This window comes from Methylothermus subterraneus, from assembly GCF_054656915.1.
This window is the reverse complement of record NZ_BAAHXK010000005.1, coordinates 97,011-116,117: the sequence shown is the minus strand read 5'-3', so window position 1 is coordinate 116,117 and position 19,107 is coordinate 97,011. Positions and strand designations below refer to the sequence as shown.

The 19,107-nt window shown below is 62.1% G+C and carries 19 protein-coding genes; 12 read left to right on the top strand and 7 right to left on the bottom strand.

Translation table 11 applies throughout. From position 1 onward, the window contains the following. Positions 1-107 precede the first annotated feature (107 nt). The 4 genes from rpoS to ACYQ3M_RS06095 all read left to right on the top strand — a co-directional run bounded on the left by rpoS (position 108) and on the right by ACYQ3M_RS06095 (position 4,105). Complete coding sequence (gene rpoS / locus ACYQ3M_RS06110; RefSeq protein WP_460035180.1) at positions 108-1,046, top strand: RNA polymerase sigma factor RpoS; 939 nt, start codon at positions 108-110, stop codon at positions 1,044-1,046. 175 nt (positions 1,047-1,221) lie between these two features. Then, positions 1,222-2,598, top strand: a complete 1,377-nt coding sequence (locus ACYQ3M_RS06105) for a DEAD/DEAH box helicase (protein WP_460035179.1) — start codon at positions 1,222-1,224, stop codon at positions 2,596-2,598. A gap of 54 nt (positions 2,599-2,652) precedes the next feature. Continuing rightward, positions 2,653-3,117, top strand: coding sequence for a bis(5'-nucleosyl)-tetraphosphatase (locus ACYQ3M_RS06100; protein ID WP_460035178.1), 465 nt, complete (start codon positions 2,653-2,655; stop codon positions 3,115-3,117). Beyond that, a complete protein-coding gene (locus ACYQ3M_RS06095) occupies positions 3,101-4,105 on the top strand; it encodes a hypothetical protein (protein WP_460035177.1) in 1,005 nt (334 codons plus the stop codon). The genes ACYQ3M_RS06100 and ACYQ3M_RS06095 overlap by 17 nt, the downstream gene beginning before the upstream one ends. Here ACYQ3M_RS06095 and ACYQ3M_RS06090 read toward each other — a convergent pair. Genes ACYQ3M_RS06090 through ACYQ3M_RS06080 form a run of 3 tightly spaced genes read right to left on the bottom strand, consistent with a single transcriptional unit; the run spans position 4,102 to position 6,319 of the window. After that, entirely contained in the window at positions 4,102-4,572 is a 471-nt protein-coding gene (locus ACYQ3M_RS06090) for a peroxiredoxin (protein WP_460035176.1), read from the bottom strand. The two genes, ACYQ3M_RS06095 and ACYQ3M_RS06090, sit on opposite strands and share 4 nt — an antisense overlap. Before the next feature lie 24 nt (positions 4,573-4,596). Then, positions 4,597-5,277, bottom strand: a complete 681-nt coding sequence (gene rpiA / locus ACYQ3M_RS06085) for a ribose-5-phosphate isomerase RpiA (RefSeq protein ID WP_460035175.1) — start codon at positions 5,275-5,277, stop codon at positions 4,597-4,599. A gap of 58 nt (positions 5,278-5,335) precedes the next feature. After that, complete coding sequence (locus ACYQ3M_RS06080) at positions 5,336-6,319, bottom strand: ribose-phosphate diphosphokinase (protein WP_460035174.1); 984 nt, start codon at positions 6,317-6,319, stop codon at positions 5,336-5,338. Between the two features lie 113 nt (positions 6,320-6,432). On the opposite strand from ACYQ3M_RS06080, the gene ACYQ3M_RS06075 reads away from it, so the two are divergent. Next, positions 6,433-7,326 carry a hotdog family protein gene (locus ACYQ3M_RS06075; RefSeq protein ID WP_460035173.1) on the top strand — a complete coding sequence of 298 codons (894 nt, stop codon included), beginning with the start codon at positions 6,433-6,435 and terminating at the stop codon, positions 7,324-7,326. Positions 7,327-7,369: 43 nt separating this feature from the next. Next, the gene (gene gltX, locus ACYQ3M_RS06070) at positions 7,370-8,785 is read left to right on the top strand and encodes a glutamate--tRNA ligase (protein ID WP_460035172.1); all 1,416 of its coding nucleotides are present in this window, start codon (positions 7,370-7,372) and stop codon (positions 8,783-8,785) included. On the opposite strand, the gene ACYQ3M_RS06065 is transcribed toward gltX, so the two are convergent. From ACYQ3M_RS06065 to ACYQ3M_RS06055, 3 genes are all read right to left on the bottom strand, one after another. Beyond that, positions 8,786-9,229 (bottom strand): peroxiredoxin family protein, encoded by a 444-nt coding sequence (locus tag ACYQ3M_RS06065; protein ID WP_460035171.1) that lies wholly within the window; start codon positions 9,227-9,229, stop codon positions 8,786-8,788. A 36-nt stretch (positions 9,230-9,265) separates the two neighbouring features. Further along, positions 9,266-11,788, bottom strand: a complete 2,523-nt coding sequence (gene glgP, locus ACYQ3M_RS06060) for an alpha-glucan family phosphorylase (RefSeq protein ID WP_460035170.1) — start codon at positions 11,786-11,788, stop codon at positions 9,266-9,268. Positions 11,789-11,893: 105 nt separating this feature from the next. Then, positions 11,894-12,085, bottom strand: a complete 192-nt coding sequence (locus ACYQ3M_RS06055; protein ID WP_460035169.1) for a hypothetical protein — start codon at positions 12,083-12,085, stop codon at positions 11,894-11,896. Between the two features lie 98 nt (positions 12,086-12,183). On the opposite strand from ACYQ3M_RS06055, the gene hypB reads away from it, so the two are divergent. The 5 genes from hypB to hypE are packed head-to-tail and all read left to right on the top strand — an operon-like array spanning position 12,184 to position 17,469. Continuing rightward, on the top strand, positions 12,184-12,906 hold the full coding sequence (gene hypB / locus ACYQ3M_RS06050) for a hydrogenase nickel incorporation protein HypB (protein ID WP_460035168.1): 723 nt from the start codon (positions 12,184-12,186) through the stop codon (positions 12,904-12,906). Next, complete coding sequence (gene hypF, locus ACYQ3M_RS06045; protein ID WP_460035167.1) at positions 12,849-15,137, top strand: carbamoyltransferase HypF; 2,289 nt, start codon at positions 12,849-12,851, stop codon at positions 15,135-15,137. The genes hypB and hypF overlap by 58 nt, the downstream gene beginning before the upstream one ends. Positions 15,138-15,141: 4 nt before the next feature. Next, positions 15,142-15,375, top strand: coding sequence for a HypC/HybG/HupF family hydrogenase formation chaperone (locus ACYQ3M_RS06040; RefSeq protein ID WP_460035166.1), 234 nt, complete (start codon positions 15,142-15,144; stop codon positions 15,373-15,375). Further along, positions 15,359-16,459: a hydrogenase formation protein HypD gene (gene hypD, locus ACYQ3M_RS06035; protein ID WP_460035165.1), complete on the top strand. Its 1,101-nt coding sequence runs from the start codon at positions 15,359-15,361 to the stop codon at positions 16,457-16,459. The genes ACYQ3M_RS06040 and hypD overlap by 17 nt, the downstream gene beginning before the upstream one ends. Next, positions 16,456-17,469, top strand: coding sequence for a hydrogenase expression/formation protein HypE (gene hypE / locus ACYQ3M_RS06030; protein WP_460035164.1), 1,014 nt, complete (start codon positions 16,456-16,458; stop codon positions 17,467-17,469). Before hypD ends, hypE begins: the two co-directional genes overlap by 4 nt. Here the strand turns inward: hypE and ACYQ3M_RS06025 are convergent. After that, the gene (locus tag ACYQ3M_RS06025; RefSeq protein ID WP_460035163.1) at positions 17,466-17,987 is read right to left on the bottom strand and encodes a hypothetical protein; all 522 of its coding nucleotides are present in this window, start codon (positions 17,985-17,987) and stop codon (positions 17,466-17,468) included. The two genes, hypE and ACYQ3M_RS06025, sit on opposite strands and share 4 nt — an antisense overlap. A gap of 33 nt (positions 17,988-18,020) precedes the next feature. Here ACYQ3M_RS06025 and rlmM point away from each other — a divergent pair, with 33 nt between their 5' ends. Beyond that, entirely contained in the window at positions 18,021-19,088 is a 1,068-nt protein-coding gene (gene rlmM / locus ACYQ3M_RS06020; protein ID WP_460035162.1) for a 23S rRNA (cytidine(2498)-2'-O)-methyltransferase RlmM, read from the top strand. Positions 19,089-19,107: the final 19 nt, after the last annotated feature.

Below are 19,107 nucleotides of genomic sequence, written 5' to 3'. Positions count from 1 at the left end.
TTGTCAAGGAATTGCCCAAAAAGACTTAAAGATTTTCCCGCACCCGCCGCTACCTAGGAGGACCATCCGTCAAATGCGAATTCTTAGAAATTCGGGAGGGTAGGGAGATGATACCAGAGATGCTAGAGGCGGTAGACGCATTGGACGACGCGGCGGGGTTAGAATGGGACGAGCTTGAGTTGAGCGGCGAGGTGGCGGAGGCCGATTCTGCCACGCCGTTCGATGCCACTCAGATGTATTTGAACGAGCTAGGTCAGTCTGACCTGTTGACCGTGGAGGAGGAAAAATACTACGGGGCGTTGGCGCGACGCGGCGACGAGGAGGCGCGCCGGCGCATGATCGAGAGCAATCTGCGCCTGGTAGTCAAGATCGCGCGCCGTTATCTAAACCGCGGCTTGCCGCTTTTGGATCTGATCGAGGAAGGCAATCTGGGCCTGATCCGGGCGGTGGAAAAATTCGAACCCGAGCGCGGTTTCCGTTTCTCCACCTACGCCACCTGGTGGATCCGGCAGACCATCGAACGGGCCTTGATGAGTCAGACCCGAACCATCCGCCTGCCGATCCATATCGTCAAGGAAATGAACGTTTGCCTCAAAGCGATGCGGCACTTGGCCCAGAAGTTAAACCGCGATCCTACCCCGGAGGAGATCGCCGAGTATTTGGACAAGCCGGTCAAAGACGTGGAACGGATGCTCAAGCTCAACGAGCGGACCAGTTCCGTGGATGTGGCGTACGGCAAGGAGTCGGACAAACCGCTTTTGGAGATTATGACCGATGAGGCAGCGCCCGGTCCGGAGGTCCTGCTTGACAACGAGATCTTGAGCGCGCACGTGGACCGCTGGTTGCGGCAACTGCCGGACAAGCACCGCGAGGTTTTATTGCGTCGTTATGGGCTTTGGGGATACGACGCCTCGACCTTGGAACAAGTAGCGCAAGAAATGCAGGTAACCCGCGAGCGGGTGCGCCAGATTCAGATGGAGGCGATCAAAAAGCTGCGCGAGCTCCTCAAGGCGGAAGGGTTTTCAGCCGAGACGATTTTCCATTGATTTGCGATTTACAAAAATTGCCTCCAAACCGGCAAAAAATGTTAATATAAAAAACCCCGCCAAAAACTGGCGGTTTTTCGATAGTCCCGATGCCTTGGCGCCTTTGAAGACACAAGCAGCTTAAAGTGCATCGAGCGGCTTGGTTTTTGTTTCTTCAAGGCTCTAAGGTGTTTTTATGTCTGGTTTCATCGCTCCAAGTTTTCGCGAACTCGATCTGCCTGAATTCCTGCTCCAAGAATTGGCTCGGCTGGGCTATGAGTGTCCCACGCCGATCCAGGCAGCGACTATTCCCCACGTTTTGGCCGGGCAAGACGTGATCGCTCAGGCCCAAACCGGCACCGGCAAGACCGCCGCATTCGCCTTGCCGCTCCTTGCCCGCCTCGAGGTCGGGCTGCCTCGGCCTCAAGTTCTGGTGTTGACGCCGACGCGGGAATTGGCGCTGCAAGTGGCCGAGGCGTTTCAGGCCTATGCCGCAGGCCTTCCCGGACTTTACGTTTTGCCGATTTACGGGGGCCAAGAATACGGCCGCCAAATCCGCGCATTAAGACGCGGGGTCCACGTGGTCGTCGGAACCCCGGGGAGGGTGATGGATCACATGCGCCGCGGCACCTTGAGTTTAGAGAGCTTAAAGACGGTGGTTTTAGACGAAGCCGACGAAATGCTGCGCATGGGATTCGTCGACGACGTGGATTGGATTCTCGGCCAGACTCCCGCCACGCGGCAAGTGACCTTGTTCTCCGCGACCATGCCGCCTCCGATTCGCCGGATCGCCCGGCGCCATCTGCGCGCTCCGCAAGAGATCAAGATTCAGGTGAGGACGACGACCGCCGAAACCGTCCGGCAACGCTACTGCTTGCTTGCCGACCACGCCAAGCTGGAGGCTTTGACCCGCATTCTGGAGGTAGAAGCGTTCGAAGCCGCCATCCTCTTCGTGCGCACCAAGCTTCAAACGGTGGAATTGGCCGATAAGCTGGTGGCCCGCGGATTTGCCGCCTCACCGCTCAACGGCGACATTCCGCAAAACCAGCGCCAGCGCACGGTGGAACAGCTCAAAAGCGGGCAATTGGACCTTTTGGTCGCCACCGACGTGGCGGCGCGGGGATTGGACGTGCACCGCATCAGCCACGTGATCAATTACGACATTCCTCTCGATACCGAATCCTACGTCCATCGCATCGGCCGAACCGGTCGGGCGGGCCGCTCGGGGGAGGCCATTTTGTTCGTGACCTCGAGGGAGCGGGGGCAGCTTGCAGCGATCGAGCGCGCCACGCGGCAGAAGATCCAACCTATGGAACTGCCTTCGGCCGAAGCCATCCACCGCCAGCGCATGCTCCGCTTGCAGCAGCGTATCCGCGAGGCTTTAGCCGATCCAAAGATGCCGTTTTACCGCGCTCTGCTCACCCAGTATCAGAGGGAGCAGCACGTGCCGGCGATGGACATCGCGGCGGCCTTGGCCATCCTGGTCCAGGACTCTAATAGGCCTTCGTTGACGGCCGCTGCGAGCGGCTCTTCCCGGGAAAGGCGCACGCTTCGCCTACGGGAGCATCGCTAAAGCCCGCCGGCGCCAAGCTTGGCAAGCGGCAGCGGGTGCGCCATCATAAACGGCATGCGCCGGAGCAAAACCAAGTCGGCTCAGCTTCGCCTCTCCGCTGGGGTAGTGGTGGTGAGGTTGCAGGATCGCCCCCGTTATCTCTTGCTGCGCGCGTTTGCTTACTGGGACTTCCCTAAAGGCCTGGTCGAGGCGGACGAGACGCCGCTTGCCGCCGCGATCCGAGAGGTGCGGGAAGAGACCGGTCTTGCGGACCTGGTTTTCCGGTGGGGTGAGGTTTATTACCAAACGCCCCCTTACGGGCGAGCAAAGGTAGCCCGCTATTATTTGGCCGAATCTCCCCGCGGGGAGGTTCGGCTTCCCGTCAACCCCGAACTCGGACGTCCGGAGCATCATGAATTTTGCTGGCTCGCGTACGCCGAGGCGAGGCCGTTGCTGGTGCCAAGGCTTCAAGCCGTGCTCGATTGGGCGCATGGAATCGTCACCGCGTGCGAGGTGCGCTCCGGTGGATGTTCCCCTTAAGGTCAAGCTCGCCTTTTTGCTGCGTCCTGAAAGTTATCCGGATCGGCCGACGCGCGTCAAAGCGATCGAGACGCATCTGGCTTGGGTGTTTTTAACCGACCGCTTTGCCTATAAACTCAAGAAACCGGCCCGTTATCCTTATCTGGATTTCAGCACCGTCGCCGCGCGGCGGTTTTATTGCCGTGAGGAACTGCGCCTTAATCGGCGCCTGGCCCCGGATGTCTATTTGGCAGTCATCCCGCTGACCTTGAAGGGTTTAAGCGAGTTGGTTCTGGATGGGCCAGGGGAGAGCATCGACTTTTTGGTTTGGATGCGGCGCCTGCCGCAGGATCGGATGCTCGACCGTTTGCTCGCGCAGCGGCGCCTGGAAGAGCGCCAGCTAAAAGCTTTGGCTTGGGTGCTTAAAGATTTCTATGGCGCCGGGGCGCAGCAGGACTGGGATGGGGAAGGTTACCGCTCGCGTTACCGGGAGGCGATCCTCACCAACTTGCGCGAACTTCGTTCCCTGGGTTTCAAGAATGGCACCGCCTTGTGCGAAGCCCAGCTGGAGTTTCTGGAACGGCGGGCGGACTGGTTCGATGCCCGGGCGGCCGCTGGCCGGATTGTGGAAGGACACGGGGATCTTAGGCCCGAGCACGTGTGTTTCGAGCCTCCTTGGCCAAAGGTCATCGACTGCCTGGAATTTAGCCGCGAGCTTCGCCTGCTCGACAGCGCCGACGAAGCCGCCTATTTGGCCTTGGAGTGCCAGTATCTCGGGTACGCCGAGGCAGGCAGGCGGTTTCTCGAGCTTTACGCGCAAGTCGCCCGAGACGTCCCGCCTCCTAGACTGCTCGACTTCTATCTCGCCTACCGGGCGACCTTAAGGGCTAGGCTTTTGCTCTCTAGGATACGCGAGAGCGCTGCTTCTGTCTGGCCGCGCCTTAGACGCCGCGCCGCGCGGTATCTTGAGCTGGCATCCGGCTACACCCGCAGGATGCAGGCAGACTAAGCCGCCAAGCGTTTGACTTTCTCGAGCACCGCTTGCGCGTGACCTTCCGGCTTGACCCCGTATTCGGCGTCGACGATGGTGCCGTGTTTGTCGATGATGAAGGTGGAGCGGACGATGCCCCATTTTTTGACCCCGCCTTTTTCCTTTTCCTGCCACACCCCGTAGCGCTCGCACAGGTTGCCGTCGGCGTCGGACAGAAGGTTTACGTTCAGGCCGTACTTGGCGATGAACGCCCGGTGCATGTCGCACGGATCCTTGCTCACGCCGATCACTACCGTGTCGTATTTGGCAAATTCTTCAGCGAGCTCGGTGAACTCCTTGGCCTCGATGGTGCAGCCTGGGGTATCGTCCTTGGGATAAAAGTACAGCACCACGTTTTGTTTGCCGCGGAAATCGGCAAGGCGAACGATTTTCTCGTCCTGATTGGGGGCGCTGAAATCGGGAGCGGGTTGGCCTTTCGTCAACATCGTCGTTCCTCCTTAAGTAGTGGATTAACAAGCGCTCCGGCGCCTTTCCTCGACTTGGCCTTGGTCGGCGATGAACACCGCGCTGGCCAGGTTGAAAAAGACGCCGTGTTCGAGCACGCCGGGAAGGTCGTTCAGCAAGCGGTCAATGGCGGCCGCTTCCCAAGCTTCAGGGAATTGGGTGTCGAGGACGAAGCCTCCGGAAGAGGTCACCGCCACGCCGCTTTCCTTGATTCTAAGCTCAGGTTTGGCGCCTTGGGCCTCGAGTTGGGCTTTAACCAGTCGCCAGGCGTACGGCCAGACTTCGACCGGGATCGGAAACCTCTCGCCCAGGCGGGTTACGCGTTTGGAGCGGTCGGCCAGAACCCAAAACTGGCCGGCCGCCCGCGCCAGGATTTTCTCCCGCACCAGGTCCTGGCCTTGGCCTTTGAGCAAGGTGAGATCCGGGGCGACTTCGTCGGCGCCGTCCACGTACACGTCCAGTCGGCTTACCTGCTCTAGAGAAACGAGCTTTAGCCCCAAGGCGCTGGCTTGGATGGCGGAGATGGGCGAACTGGCTACCGCCGTGATGTTAAGGTTCTCTTGTCGGCAGCGCTCCGCCAAGGCTTGGAGGAAACAGAGCGCAGTCGAGCCGGTGCCTAGACCCACGACCATGCCGTCTTGGATTTTCTCCGCGGCGAACCACCCCACCCGTTGCTTGTCGTCCATCCTAACTTCCCCGAAGTCGTCGCTATAGTTGAGTATCATACTAGGGAAAAAGCCGGCGTCAACGGTCAAACAACTCCGTGAGTGGATTGCCTGTGTGGATCCGGCGGACGACCTGGGCGAGAAAGGCCGTGGTATCCAAAACCGTGAGCTTGGCTTGGATCGCTTGGGCGGCAAGCGCCCACGAGGTCACCGTATCGGTGACGACGACCTTGTCCAGCGCCGGGTCGGTCAAGTGGCGTTCGGCGTCGGGATGAAACAAGCCGTGGGCGGCCAAGGCAAACACCTGTCTGGCGCCGGCTTTCTTGCACAGGCGGGCGGCGTGGGCGAGGGTGCTGCCGGTGACGATCAAATCGTCGAAGATCAAGGCGGTGCTGCCGGCCACCTCGCCCAGCAGGCGGCCGTGGTAGAGTTCTCCGCCGCCGCGCAGCTTCTCGGTCACCGCCATCTCTACCGCGTTTCCCAAACGCTCGGCCAGTTTGCGGCGGAACCGTTGGGCGCGCTTGTAGCCTCCCGTATCCGGGGAGACCACGGTGAGGGGTTCGCCGGGAGGCAAAACCGTAAGCAGCCAATCCAAGAATATCGGAAAGGAATCTAGATGCTCGGCGATGCAGCGAAAAGCGTTCTGATAGGCGGCCGGATTGTGGACCTCAAGGGTAACCACGCGGTCGGCCCCTACCGCCTCGATCATCTGGGCCAAGTACCTAAGGCTCACCGGGTCCCGCGCTTGGCTGCGGCGGTCTTTGCGCGCAAAGGCAAGATACGGCAGAACCAAGGTGATCTCGCGCGCGGAAGCGTCGCGCAAAGCGCCGGTGAACATGAGCAGGCGCAGAAGCTTGTCGTTGACGCTCAAAGTCGGCTCCGAATGCAGCGAGCCCAGCACGAATGCGTGTCGCCCGCGCACGCTCTCTAAGGGGCGGATCTTGAATTCGCCGTCCTCGAACGCGCGCTCTTCGTGCTCTCCCAAGCTAAGCCCAAGGTGCGCGGCGAGGCGGCGGCCGTATTCGCGAAACCCTTGCAGGGCGAACAAAAGCGGTTCAGACATAGCAGCTCCAAAAATAGAGTTTCATTGGCCGGTTATTGTCGGCGACTTGAGCTTATTGGAGCAATCGCGCTCTGCTATGCTTGGCAGTAGAGCACGCAAGTTAGAAAAGAGCCATGCTGGTCGAATCTTCTGGGTTTTCCTTGCTGCACATCGATGCGGCGCGCTTTGCGACCGACGACTTTAATCCATTCCACGACCCGCACAAGTGGCGCCGCCTGGCCGGCAATCCCTTCGGGGGGCCGATCGTGCTGGGCTTTCAAGTCGAAACCTGGCTGGCCGAAGCGGTGGCCGACTATCGCCGCGCCTACGACGATCCGGTCTTGCTCAAGACGCTGGGTTTTAGCAATTACCACGTCCAGTTTGCCGCGGCGCTGCAGCCCAATCAGCGTTTCCAGTTGACGATCAAACCTTCGCAGTGGGACGAAGGCGGTAAGGTATTGAGCAATCGCGTCGTGCTGCGCAGCGATCGGAGCATCGTGCTGGCCGGATACCATAGGCTGTCGCACCGGCCTTTGGTGCTGCCCGAGTTCAGCCCCCAAGGCTTGCCCGATCTCTCCCAGGTCCCCGACCGTTCCGAGGTCGGGGGGTATTTCTTAAAGCGCAAATTCATGATGACCGCCAACGCCAAGAATTTTCTCTTGGGCGCTTCGGTCGATCCGGCCAAGTATTTCGACGAACTGGAAGGGCGCGTAGCGTTCCCCGAGCTGTTTCCGGTAAGTTACATTTCCTGCGCCCTGTTGGAGCGGGCGCGGCGCTTTGACCACGATTTTGAGCGCGCGCCCATGGTCTACACCCGCCACGAGATCAGCATCGACCGCAAGCTGACGGCGGCGATCGCCAGCAACGACCGCTTGCACGTGTTGGTCGCCCCCGAGGGCGAAGACGGAAACGGCGTTCGGTTTTGCTGCTTGGGGTGGCTCGAAAATCGCCTGCTGTTTCGGGCCCGGATCGAGTTGCTGCCGCTGCAAGACGTGGTCAAGGCGATGCGCCGCTCCAAAGGGCTGTAAGGTTTGTTAAAATTGCCGCTCGATTTAGGAGGAACGAGCGTACATGAGCATCCGCACCCGCTTTGCCCCAAGCCCCACCGGCCACCTGCACATCGGCGGTGCCCGCACGGCCTTGTTCAACTGGCTGTATGCGCGCAAACACGGCGGCCGTTTCATTTTGCGCATCGAGGACACCGACCTTGAGCGCTCGACCCGCGAATCGGTGAACGCGATTTTGGAGAGCCTGGCCTGGCTCGGCCTGGACTACGACGAGGGTCCTTACTTCCAGAGCGAACGTTTTCCTCGTTACCGGGAGGTCATCCGGCGCCTCTTGGACGAGGGTAAGGCGTATTATTGCTATTGCACCAAGGAAGAGCTCGAGGCGATGCGCCAGGAACAACTGGCGCGCAAGGAAAAACCGCGTTACGACGGCCGCTGCCGCCACCGAACCGAACCGCGACCCGGGGTCGAGCCGGTGGTCCGGTTTCGCAATCCCACCGAGGGGGAAGTGGTGGTCGAGGACCTAGTGCGCGGGCGGGTGGTGTTCGCCAACCGGGAGTTGGACGATCTGATCCTGGCCCGGGCGGACGGCACGCCTACGTACAATCTGACCGTGGTGGTCGACGATCTGGACATGCAGATCACCCACGTCATCCGGGGGGACGACCACCTCAACAACACCCCTAGGCAGATCAACATCCTGCGCGCCTTGGGCGCGCAGCCCCCGCGCTATGCGCACGTTCCCATGATTTTGGGCGAGGACGGCGCGCGCCTGTCGAAACGCCACGGCGCGGTGAGCGTGCTCGAATACCGCGACCAGGGGTATCTGCCCGAGGCCTTGTTGAATTACCTGGTGCGTTTGGGCTGGGCGCACGGAAATCAGGAGATTTTCTCCATCGATGAGATGATCCACCTGTTCGATCTCCAGGAGATCAACAAATCGGCTTCGACGTTTAACCCGAGCAAGCTGCTTTGGCTCAATCACCATTACCTGATGCATTCCAATCCCTTGCACGTAGCCCATCACCTGCGTTGGCACTTGGGGCGGTTAGGCGTCGATCCGGAGGAAGGGCCCGATTTGGTCGACCTGGTGCTAGCGCTGCGCGAGCGGACCAAGACCCTGGCCGAGATGGCCAAAAGCAGCCTGGTTTTTTATCGGGATTTGACCGAATTCGACCCGGAGGCGGCGGCCAAATATTTGACCGAAGAGGCACTTCCAGTCTTGCAGGCGCTGCTTGAGCGGTTTCGACAATTGGACGCTTGGGAGCAAGAGAAGCTTCACCAGGCGGTGGTCGCCACTTCTGAGGCGCTGGGACAAAAGCTCGGCAAAGTCGCCCAGCCGCTTCGCGTGGCGCTGACCGGGAGTTCGGTCTCGCCGCCGATCGACGTGACCTTGTATCTTCTTGGAAGAGAGAAGACTCTGGCGCGGATTGCCCGGGCGATCGACCGTATCTTGGCCAACTCCAAACCTGCCCTGTGATCAAGCCAAGAGTTTGCCGATCCGCACCCCAAGTTCCATGTCGCTTACGCGGCCGAACAGGTTGGCAACGACTTGTCCTTGCCGGTCGATCAGCACCCAAGTCGGCGTTCCGCGGCACTGGTAGGCGCGCATGGTTTTGGGGATCGGAGAGCCGGGTTCGGCCTGATCGATGGCGATGGGCAAGGTATAGCGGAATTCGTGCACAAAAGCGCGCAAAGCAGCCTCGGTCATCACCTCGTGGTGTTCGAACACCGAGTGGATGGCCAGGATTTGGAGGTTGGGATCGCTTTGGAAGAAAGTAAAGAAGTTTTGCGCTTGCGGCAGGCCGTGGACGACGCAGCCTGGGCAAAGCATCTGGAAGAAATGCAACGCCACGACTTTGCCGGTAAGCGCTAAAGGTTCGCTATTGAGCCAAGCGCTGACTTCAAGTTCCGGTGCTCGCATATTTCTTACGACCCGCTGTTTCGCGAAATGGGAATTTTACTCCTTCTGCCAGACAATTGTAGCGCCCTCCAAGGGCGCTTGGGCTTCCTCGTGGTGCGGCACCACGCGGACGGTGTAATGATCGGCAGGACGTTTGGCAGGGGCTTGACCGACGTAGAGAAAACCGCCTTCGGCGCCGAGCAGAGGGTGTTCGGGTAAGAGCGGAATTCTCTCGGGCAGTGGATCGGGGGCGAGCGGGTCGGCGTAAAGCTCCACGCGCACCGCGTCTGGGTCCACCGCGCCCAGATAGACCGCGACCTCGAAGCGATGAACGCCTTCCTGGGTGTCGATCTTGGGCTCGCCGATGTGAATGGTGTGCCAGTGATCCTTGAGGTGAGCGCGCCACTTCAAAATTTGCCTGGCCCGGGCCTGGTCGTTGCCGTGCCGGTTGGCCAAGGCCCTGGCCATGGGTAGGTAGTACTGATCGACGTACTGGCGCACCATGCGGTTGGCGGAGAAGAACGGGGCGAGCTTGGCCATGCTTTCGCGCATCTTGGCCACCCATTGCACCGGGATCCCGCGCCCATCGCGCGCGTAGAACGTGGGAGCGATCTCCCGCTCGAGCAGCTCGTAGAGCTGCCCCGCTTCGGTCCGGTCCCAGGCCGGGTCGGCGTCGTGCTCGTGGCCGTCGCCTATTGCCCAGCCCACGGTAGGATCGTAGGCTTCGGCCCACCAGCCGTCCAGTTCCGAGAGGTTGAGCCCGCCGTTGACCAAAACCTTCATGCCGGAGGTGCCGCACGCCTCCCACGGCCGCCTAGGGGTGTTGATCCACACGTCCACGCCCGAGGTCAAGATTTCGGCGAGCTGCATGTCGTAGTCGGGCAGAAACACGACTTTGCCGGCGATTTCCGGATGGCTGCGGATGAACTCGATCCAGGCGTGGAGTTGCCGCTTGCCCTCTTCGTCCAGGGGGTGGGCTTTACCCGCCAGTATCAGCTGCATCGGCCGATGCGGGTCGGAGAGCAAGCGCGCGAGGCGATCGGGGTCGGTCAGCAGCAGGTTTGGGCGTTTATAAGCGGTAAACCGGCGCGCAAAACCCAAAGTTAAAGCGTTGGGGTCGAGCAGCGGCGCGCTTGAGGGCGGCAGGTAGTGGAAAGCGGCGGGCCGGCGCGCGCGATAGGCGCGCACGAATTCGACCAGACGGCGGCGGTTTTGGGCGCGCAGTTCCCACAGCGCCTCCGCCGGCAGCCTGCGCAGTTGCTCGCCCGGCAGGCACGGGTCGCAGAGCCAGCGCTCCCGGCCGCAGGCCTCGGTCCACAGCCGGTCGGATTCGGGCGAATCCCAGGACGGGGTGTGGACGCCGTTGGTGACGTGCCCGATGGGCACCTCCGCCTGCGGCCAGCGGGGGAACAAGGGAGCGAAGATCCTGCGGCTGACTTGGCCGTGGAGGCGGCTGACCGCGTTGATCGCGCCGCTGCCGCGGATGGCCAGATACGCCATGTTGAACGGCTCGTTGGGATCGTCGGGGTTGGCCCGACCCAAGGCGAGCAGCTCTTCCACTTGGATTCCCAAAAGTTCGCAGTAAAACCCCAGGTGACGCCGGATGAGCTGGGGTGGGAAGCGATCAAAGCCGGCCGCCACCGGCGTGTGGGTGGTAAACAGGTTGCCGGCGCGGGTGACGGTCAAAGCCAGCTCAAAATCCACCTTGTGGCGCTGCATGTAGCTACGCGCCCGCTCCAGGATCGCCAAGGCCGCGTGGCCTTCGTTGAGATGGCAGATGGTCGGCTCTATCCCGACCGCCTCCAAGAGCTGCCAGCCGACGACGCCGAGCAGCATCTCCTGCTGCAGGCGCTGCTCGAGGCCGCCGCCGTACAGCCTATCGGTGATGCAGCGGTCGGAAGGCGGATTGGCCGGGTCGTTGAGGTCCAAAAGATACAGCCTGGCTCTGCCCACTTGGGCCTGCCAGGCCCTCACCCACAGATCAAAACCGTTGAAGTGGTAGCGCAGCCGCAACAGCTGGCCTTCGCCGTTGCGCACCGGCGTGATGGGCAGCTCCCAGGGGTTGTTGTTGGGATAGAGCTCGACTTGCCTTCCGCACTGGTCGATGATCTGGCGGAAATAGCCTTCCTGATAGAGCAGGCCCACCCCCACCGCCGGGACGCCTAAGTCGCTGCAAGTTTTTAAAAAATCCCCGGCGAGCATCCCAAGCCCTCCGGAGTATAAGGGAAGGGCCTCGGTCAGGCCGTACTCCATGCTGAAATAGGCGATGTGCGCCAACGGCGCCTGATCCTCGACCTCTTGGAACCAGGCGGGTTTTTCCAGATAAGCCCGCCGTTCGGCGGCCAGCTCGTTGAGCTGGTGGCAAAACGCTTGATCTTTGGCCAACTCTTCGAGCCGTGCGGGCGAGAGGCTTTGCAGGATCAACCAAGGGTTGGCGGTGCGCTGCCAAAGCTCTGGATCCAAGCTCTCCCACAGCGCATCGCTGACATGGCTCCACGACCAACGCAGGTCCAACGCCAAAGGGATGAGCTCAGCCAAAGGCTCAGGGACGGAGGGCAGCGCGAACAGATGGGTGTTCAAGGCGGGCGTCCTGGTTTGCTTTGTTATGATGGTAGACGCCGGCGCGCGCCCGGGCAAGCGCCTTGAAGAGCCGTCCCCAAAGTTAACGGAAAATCCCCTTCGCCCTCAGCGCAACCACTCGGCGATCAGCTTCTTGCATTCTTTCGCCCAGCGGCAGCGTTTGGTGCATAAATAACGCGCATCGGTCCTAAAACAAATGGGGCGGGCAGTTTTCAGCCAGAGAGGATCGCCGCTTAATTCGGGATCGGCGGACGGGAGGGCTTTAAGGCGGGAGGGGCGCGCTTTGGCGTGAGCCATTTCTTTACCTCCTATTGGGAAATAATAAATTTATTAGACAAGCAAAAACGATTCAGGTTTCATTCAATCTTTCAATCCAGCGATTGGGAGCTAAGAGCATGTGTGGAAGCTGCGGTTGTGGCGACCTATCCCATTCTCATGAAGATCGCGGGCGCCGGTTGCGCATCGAGGAGAATCTCCTGGCGGCCAACGACCGCTATGCCCAAGCCAACCGCGCTTGGCTGGCCGCACGGGGGGCGTGGATGATCAACCTGATGGCCAGTCCGGGAGCGGGCAAAACCTCGCTGTTGGTCCGCACGTTACGCGAGCTGGGCCGCCGGTTCCCCTGCGCGGTGATCGAAGGCGACCAGCAGACCTCGCTGGACGCCGAGCGCATCCGCGCCTGTGGAGTGAAGGCGCTGCAGATCAACACCGGCAAGGCCTGCCATTTGGACGCCCACCACGTAGGCCACGCTCTGGCTAAGCTCGACCCGCCCAAGGGGGCGTGGGTGTTCGTGGAAAACGTCGGCAACCTGGTGTGCCCGGCGGCTTTCGATCTGGGCGAGCAGATGCGGGTGGTGCTTTTGTCGGTGACCGAAGGCGAGGACAAACCGCTCAAATACCCTTATATGTTCCACCGCGCCGATCTGATCCTGATCACCAAGATCGACCTGTTGCCTTACGTAGAATTCGATCTAAAGCGCTGCCTCGAGTACGTCCGGCGGCTTAAGCCCCAAGTTGAGGCGCTTAAGCTTTCGGCCAGGACCGGGGAGGGGATGGAGGCGTGGTACGCCTGGCTCAAGGCCAAAGCGCAGGCTGGGCAATCCGCCTGCATGGCCTAGTCCAAGGGGTGGGCCTGCGCCCAGCGGTCTGGCGTCTGGCCACCGGCCTGGGGCTAACAGGGACGGTGAGCAACTGCGGCGAAGGGGTCGAGATTTGCGTCTTCGGCGCGCCCGAGCAAATCGCCCAGTTTCGCGCCCAGCTCTTGGCGGCGCTGCCGCCCGGCGCGCGTATCCAGGGCCTAGACGAGCGGCCTGTGCGCGCCCCCGCCCCGGCGGAATTTACCATCCAGGCGAGCGAACGCGGAGAAATCGCCCCTTTCGTGTTGCCCGACCTGGCCAGTTGCCCCGAGTGCGCGGAGGAGGTCCTGGATCCTAAGGCGCGCCGCTATTTTTACCCGTTTGCCAGTTGCACCCAATGCGGCCCCAGGTTTTCTATCATCCGGCGGCTCCCTTACGACCGCGAGCGCACCAGCTTTTCCGCCTTTGCTCCGTGCCCTAAATGCGCTTCAGAATACCGCCATCCCGCCGACCGCAGGTTCCACGCCCAGACCATCGCCTGTCCCGACTGCGGCCCCAAGCTGTGGTTGGTGCCTGGGGACGTCCAAGGCCGGGCGGCACTTGCCGAAGCCAGTCGGTGTCTGCGCCGCGGAGAGATCCTCGCGGTCAAAGGGCAAGGCGGATTTCAACTGTTGGCCGATGCCACCTGCGCGCAGGCGGTCGCGGCGCTGCGCGCGCGTAAACACCGCCCGCACAAGCCCTTGGCGCTGCTGGCGCGCGACCTGGAGGTGGTGCGCCGCCATTGCGCCCTCAATCCCGAGGAGCAACAGACCCTTGCCTCGCCGGCAGCGCCGATCGTGTTGCTTTCCGCCAAGGCTTCTTGCTTGCCTGAAAGCATTGCGCCGGGGCTGGATCTTTTGGGTTTTGTCCTGCCCTATACCCCGCTGCACCGCCTGTTGGTGGCCGAGTGGGAGACGCCTTTGGTCTTTACTTCGGGGAACTTGAGCGGAGAACCCTTGTGCGCCGAGAACGGCGAGGCGCAGATAAAACTTGCGGCGATCGCCGATGCGTTCTTGCTCCACGATTACGCCATCGTTCACCCTTGCGACGATTCGGTGGTGCGCTTGATCGCCGGCAAGATGCGGGTGGTGCGCCGCGGGCGCGGCTACGCTCCTCTCCCTAGGCCGGTGCCGCCTGGATTTGAACGAGCGCAGGGGATTTTGGCGTTGGGCGGGGAGCTCAAGAGCAGTTTTGCCTTGATCGCGCAAGGGCAGATCGTGCTTTCGCAGTACTTGGGCGACTTGGAGCAGGCTTTGAGCTTTGCCCGCTACCAACAGGAGCTTACGGCGTATCTGGAGCTGTTCGCATTTACCCCGCGCCGTTTGGCGGTGGATCGGCACCCGGAATACCTCGCCAGCAAATTGGGCCGTCGCTTGGTGCAAGAACGAGCGCTTGCATGCATCGCGGTCCAGCACCACCACGCGCATCTGGCCGCGGTGCTCGCCGAATACGGCCATCCGCGCGATGGCCGGGCGGTGCTCGGGTTGATCTTGGACGGCTTGGGGTACGGCGAGGACGCCGAGTTTTGGGGCGGTGAGCTGCTCTATGGCGATTATCGAGGCTATGCGCGCCTCGCCGCTCTAAAGCCTGCCCCGCTCCTTGGCGGGGCCAAAGCCATGCGCGAGCCTTGGCGCAATCTCGCCGCCCAGCTGTGGCAGGCCAAGATCCCTTGGGAAAAGGTTCCAGCCCTGGCGCAAAAGCCTTTGCCTTGGGTAGAAAAAATGCTCGAGCGCGGCTTGGCTTCGCCTTTGGCTTCGTCTTGCGGGCGGCTGTTCGACGCCGTGGCCGCCGCCCTCGGGATTTGTTTTGATCGCCAGACCTACGAGGGCCAGGCGGCGGCGGAACTGGAAGCCTTGGCCTGGCGCAGCGACGATGGCTTGGCTTACCCTTTTGGGCTGCGCCGCGGCGAGCCTTGGCAGCTCGATCCTGCGCCGATGTGGCGCCGGCTCTTGGCCGATCTGGCGCGCGGCGTCCCTAAATCTACTGTTGCCCGCCGCTTTCACTTCGGTCTGGCGGACGCTTGGGCCGAGCTCGTCGGTCACTTTGCGCGCCGCCTGGACTGTGCTACGGTGGCGTTGGCGGGCGGGGTGTTCCAAAACCGCCTGCTGGCCGAGCGTTTGCACGAGGCCTTGACGGAGCGTGGCTTGAGCGTGTGGCTTGGCGCGCAGGTGCCTATGAACGACGGGGGGCTGGCGGTCGGCCAAGCGCTGATCGCCGCCGCCCAGGAAGGGTGAAAGCATGTGTTTGGGAGTTCCAGGACAAGTGATCGCGATCTCCGATCCGAGTCGGCAGCTTGGAATCGTGGAGATCGGCGGGGTGCGGCGCGAGGTCAATCTAACCTGCGTGCTCGAGGAAGGCGAACCTTTAGAGGCGCTGCTTGGCGCGTGGGTGGTGGTGCACGTGGGTTTCGCCTTGAGCCGCATCGACGAGGAGGCAGCCGCCTGGCTGCGCGATCATGCGTTACCTGAGTGAGCTGCGCGACCCAAGTCTCGCCCACGCTTGGCTAAAGCGCATCGAAAAACGTCTGGCGCGCTTGCCTAGCCGGCTGCCGGTGATGGAGTTTTGCGGCGGCCACACCCACGCCATCTTCCGTTACGGCTTGGATCAGCTCTTGCCTGCGGCGATCGAGTGGGTGCACGGGCCGGGCTGTCCGGTGTGCGTGCTGCCGCGCGAGGCGGTGGATTTGGCCTGCGCCCTGGCGCAAGACCCCAAGTTGATCCTCGCCAGTTTCGGCGATGCGATGCGAGTGCCGGGAAGCCAAGGCAGCATGCTTGCCGCCAAAGCCCAAGGGGCCGACGTGCGCGTCGTCTATTCGCCCCTGGACGCTTTAGCGCTCGCGCGCCGCTACCCCGAGCGCGAGGTGGTGTTCTTCGCTATCGGTTTTGAGACCACCCAACCGGCAACCGCTTTGACCGTCCTCGAAGCCGAGCGCGCGGGGATAAGCAATTTCTCGGTGCTGTGCCGCCACATTACCACCGCCGCGGCGATCCGCGCGGTGCTCGGCGAGCTTTCCGGGCAGCTGGCCGGCATCCTCGCCCCAGGCCACGTGGCGACCGTCCTCGGCGCCCAAGCCTTTGCCTTTCTCCCGGCAGAATACCGGATCCCGACCGTGATTTGCGGGTTTGAACCTTTAGACCTATTGCAGGCCTTGGGGATGCTTTTGGAGCAGCTCGCTGCCGGGCGTTGCCTCCTGCAAAACCAATACCGGCGCAGCGTGCGCCCGGAGGGCAATCCGGTCGCGAGGAAAGCCATCGCCGAGGTGTTCGAGCCGGTGGAAGCGGCTTCATGGCGCGGCTTGGGGCGGCTTTTGGCTTCAGGTGTGCGGCTGCGGGCGCGGTATGCGCGCTTTGACGCGGAGCGCCGCTTTGGGATCGCGGTAGCGCCCGTGACTGAAGAGCCTTTGCCCTGCGGCCAAGTCTTGAGCGGCAAGCTCAAACCCAAGGCCTGCCCGCACTTTGGCACCCGCTGCAAGCCCGAGGCGCCTTTAGGGGCGCTGATGGTCTCGAGCGAAGGGGCGTGTGCGGCGTGGTATCGTTACCGGCGGGAAGCGGTATGAGCCAAAAGCGCATCACCCTCGCCCATGGCAGCGGCGGGCTGGCCATGCACCGCCTGATCGAGGAAGTGTTGCTGGCGGCCTTCGCCGACCCGGAACTGGCTCGGCTTGAGGACGCCGCGCAACTTCCCAGTTTTCCCGGGAAGCTGGCCTTGACTACCGACGCTTTCGTGGTCGATCCGATCTTTTTCCCCGGCGGCGACATCGGGAGACTGGCGGTGTGCGGCACGGTCAACGATCTGGCGGTCGCTGGCGCCATTCCTAAGTATCTGAGCTGCGCTTTGATTTTGGAAGAAGGCTTGCCGCTGGCCGATCTCAAGCGCCTTGCCGAGTCGATGAAACGAGCCGCCGACTTGGCCGGCGTGCGCATCGTCGCCGGCGACACCAAAGTGGTGCCCAAAGGCGCTGCCGACAAGGTATTCATCACCACCTGCGGGGTAGGCGAGATCCCTGAGGGTCGGGCGCTTGGGGCGGCTTTGATCCGCCCCGGCGATAAGATCTTGCTCACTGGCCCCATCGGCGATCACGGCGCGGCGATCTTGGCGGCGCGCGGCGAGTTGGGGATAAGCGGGCCGGTGGCGAGCGACTGCCGGCCCTTGAATCGCTTAGCCGCGCACCTTCTTGCCGCTTGCCCGCAAGGCGTACGCGCTCTGCGCGATCCGACCCGCGGCGGGCTGGCGGCGGTGGTCAACGAGTGGGCGTGGGCCTGCGGTTTTTGCCTGCGCCTGTTCGAAGCGCAGCTTCCTATACGCGCGGAGGTGACGGGCTTGTGTGAGCTTTTGGGAATCGAGCCGTGGCATCTGGCCTGCGAGGGGCAGTTTGTGGCGGCGGTGGCGCCGGAGGTGGCCGAGGAGGCCCTTGGCGCTTTGCGGGCGCATCCCGAAGGCCGGCAGGCGGCGGTCGTCGGCGAGGTCAGCCAAGCGCCTGCAAAAACCGCTATCCTCCATACGCTGTTTGGCGGCGAGCGCCTGCTCGATCTGCCCGAAGGCGAGCCTCTGCCTAGGATTTGCTAAAAGTGTTTGGCTTTATACTCGCGCGCTCGGCGTTCTAAGGTCTGCGCGAGCTGCAAGAGCTGGTTGAGCAGGTGCAAATAGCGCTCGCGTTTGGTGTGAATCTCCTGCTCGAGCTCCCATTCGCGGTGGATCAGGGTATCTTCTTCGGCGAGCACCTGGTCGTAGCGCTCACGTAAGGTTTCCAACTCGTGCAAGGCTTGGGCAAGTGCTGCCTCTGACGCGTCGCGCTCTTGGCTGAGTCGCTGGTATTCGTGGGGAGCGAGCTGGGGGTCGAGTTCGGTCAGGAGTTGGTGGTGTTTTTTGAGCTTGTGCCTGAGCTCGTTGACTTTGTGCTTCTGCGCGCGGATGGCGGAGGTGGCCTCAATGCCTTTTTTCTCCACCTCATTGAGGTGGGCGCGCAGTTTGTGCAACTGAAGCTCGAGCTCGCTAAGCTCAAAGCTTAAGTCTTTGAGCTGCCGGTCTAAAAAGGATTGGGTTTGCGCGCGCAAGGTTTGCAAGGTAGATTCGGGGTTTTCCATAAGCGATCTCCTAGACGTTGACTTTAACCCTATATGAGGGCAGATCCTGAAAAAATCCAGCTTCCCTTAGGCGGTGGGTTTATCGCCCTGAGCCGTCCCGGCTTTGAACGCGAGCTGGCCCAAGAGCTTTTGGACTTTGATTTGGGTCCAGTGGCCGCCGAGGCCGGCAGCGGGTACGCCGTGCTCACCGTTCAAAGGCCTCTGCCGCTGGCTTGGGAAAAGGTACCCATTTGGAACGGGCTGATTTTTGCGCGTCAAGTCTGGCCTTGGACCAGGCGCCTTGAACGCCTGCCGGCCGGCGATCGGCTAACGCCAATCCTGGCGGAGCTGGCCGGTCCTACCTGGCGCCGGCGCTACGCCAGGATCGTGCTGGAGTTTCCCGACAGCGAAGCCGGGCGCCCCTTGGCCAGGCTGTGTCGGAGCTTTGCCAAGCCTTTGACCCAAGCCTTGCAAACTCGAGGGTATTTGACTGCCGCTGCGCCTTGGGAACTGCGTTTGTTGTTTACCGCCTCCACCACGGTTTGGCTGGGCGAAGCGCCGGCCGGTTTGGCCTGCCCTTGGCCCGGTGGAATCTTGCGCCTTAAGTTTCCCAAACACGCGCCGAGCCGCTCGGTACTCAAGTTGGTCGAGGCGGTGCAAGTGCTGTTGAGCGAAGAAGAGCGCGCCCGCCTGCTGCGACCGGGAAGGCGCGCCGTCGATCTTGGAGCCGCACCGGGAGGGTGGAGTTGGCAGTTGGCCAGTTGGGGGCTGGCCGTGACCGCCGTCGATCACGCCAGGCTCGCCAAAGAGGCGCTCGCGACCGGCCTGGTCGAGCACGTTTCGGCCGACGGTTTCAAGTGGCGCCCGACGCGGCCGGTGACCTGGATGTTCTGCGACATGATCGAGCGCCCCCAGCAAGTGACCGAACTGGTCGTCCAATGGCTCACGCGCGGCTGGTGTCAGCACGCCTTGTTCAATCTCAAACTGCCGATGCAAAACCGCCTGCCGACCCTGAGGGCAGCGATCTTGCGCCTGCGCCGGGCGGGCCTTGAGGTGCGCGTCAAACACCTCTACCACGACCGCGAAGAGGTGACGGCGTATGTGCGGCGCTTGAATGGTTAACTTACGGTAACAAAATAGC

What these genes read in the sequence shown, in the direction of transcription:
- hypB (WP_460035168.1), top strand. Translation starts at nt 12,184, where the DNA reads ATGTGTGGAAGCTGCGGTTGTGGCGACCTATCCCATTCTCATGAAGAT.
- ACYQ3M_RS06025 (WP_460035163.1), bottom strand. Translation starts at nt 17,987, where the DNA reads ATGGAAAACCCCGAATCTACCTTGCAAACCTTGCGCGCGCAAACCCAA.
- rpiA (WP_460035175.1), bottom strand. Translation starts at nt 5,277, where the DNA reads ATGGACGACAAGCAACGGGTGGGGTGGTTCGCCGCGGAGAAAATCCAA.
- hypE (WP_460035164.1), top strand. Translation starts at nt 16,456, where the DNA reads ATGAGCCAAAAGCGCATCACCCTCGCCCATGGCAGCGGCGGGCTGGCC.
- ACYQ3M_RS06100 (WP_460035178.1), top strand. Translation starts at nt 2,653, where the DNA reads ATGCGCCGGAGCAAAACCAAGTCGGCTCAGCTTCGCCTCTCCGCTGGG.
- rlmM (WP_460035162.1), top strand. Translation starts at nt 18,021, where the DNA reads ATGAGGGCAGATCCTGAAAAAATCCAGCTTCCCTTAGGCGGTGGGTTT.
- hypD (WP_460035165.1), top strand. Translation starts at nt 15,359, where the DNA reads ATGCGTTACCTGAGTGAGCTGCGCGACCCAAGTCTCGCCCACGCTTGG.
- ACYQ3M_RS06055 (WP_460035169.1), bottom strand. Translation starts at nt 12,085, where the DNA reads ATGGCTCACGCCAAAGCGCGCCCCTCCCGCCTTAAAGCCCTCCCGTCC.
- ACYQ3M_RS06080 (WP_460035174.1), bottom strand. Translation starts at nt 6,319, where the DNA reads ATGTCTGAACCGCTTTTGTTCGCCCTGCAAGGGTTTCGCGAATACGGC.
- rpoS (WP_460035180.1), top strand. Translation starts at nt 108, where the DNA reads ATGATACCAGAGATGCTAGAGGCGGTAGACGCATTGGACGACGCGGCG.
- gltX (WP_460035172.1), top strand. Translation starts at nt 7,370, where the DNA reads ATGAGCATCCGCACCCGCTTTGCCCCAAGCCCCACCGGCCACCTGCAC.
- ACYQ3M_RS06040 (WP_460035166.1), top strand. Translation starts at nt 15,142, where the DNA reads ATGTGTTTGGGAGTTCCAGGACAAGTGATCGCGATCTCCGATCCGAGT.
- ACYQ3M_RS06065 (WP_460035171.1), bottom strand. Translation starts at nt 9,229, where the DNA reads ATGCGAGCACCGGAACTTGAAGTCAGCGCTTGGCTCAATAGCGAACCT.
- ACYQ3M_RS06090 (WP_460035176.1), bottom strand. Translation starts at nt 4,572, where the DNA reads ATGTTGACGAAAGGCCAACCCGCTCCCGATTTCAGCGCCCCCAATCAG.
- ACYQ3M_RS06075 (WP_460035173.1), top strand. Translation starts at nt 6,433, where the DNA reads ATGCTGGTCGAATCTTCTGGGTTTTCCTTGCTGCACATCGATGCGGCG.
- ACYQ3M_RS06105 (WP_460035179.1), top strand. Translation starts at nt 1,222, where the DNA reads ATGTCTGGTTTCATCGCTCCAAGTTTTCGCGAACTCGATCTGCCTGAA.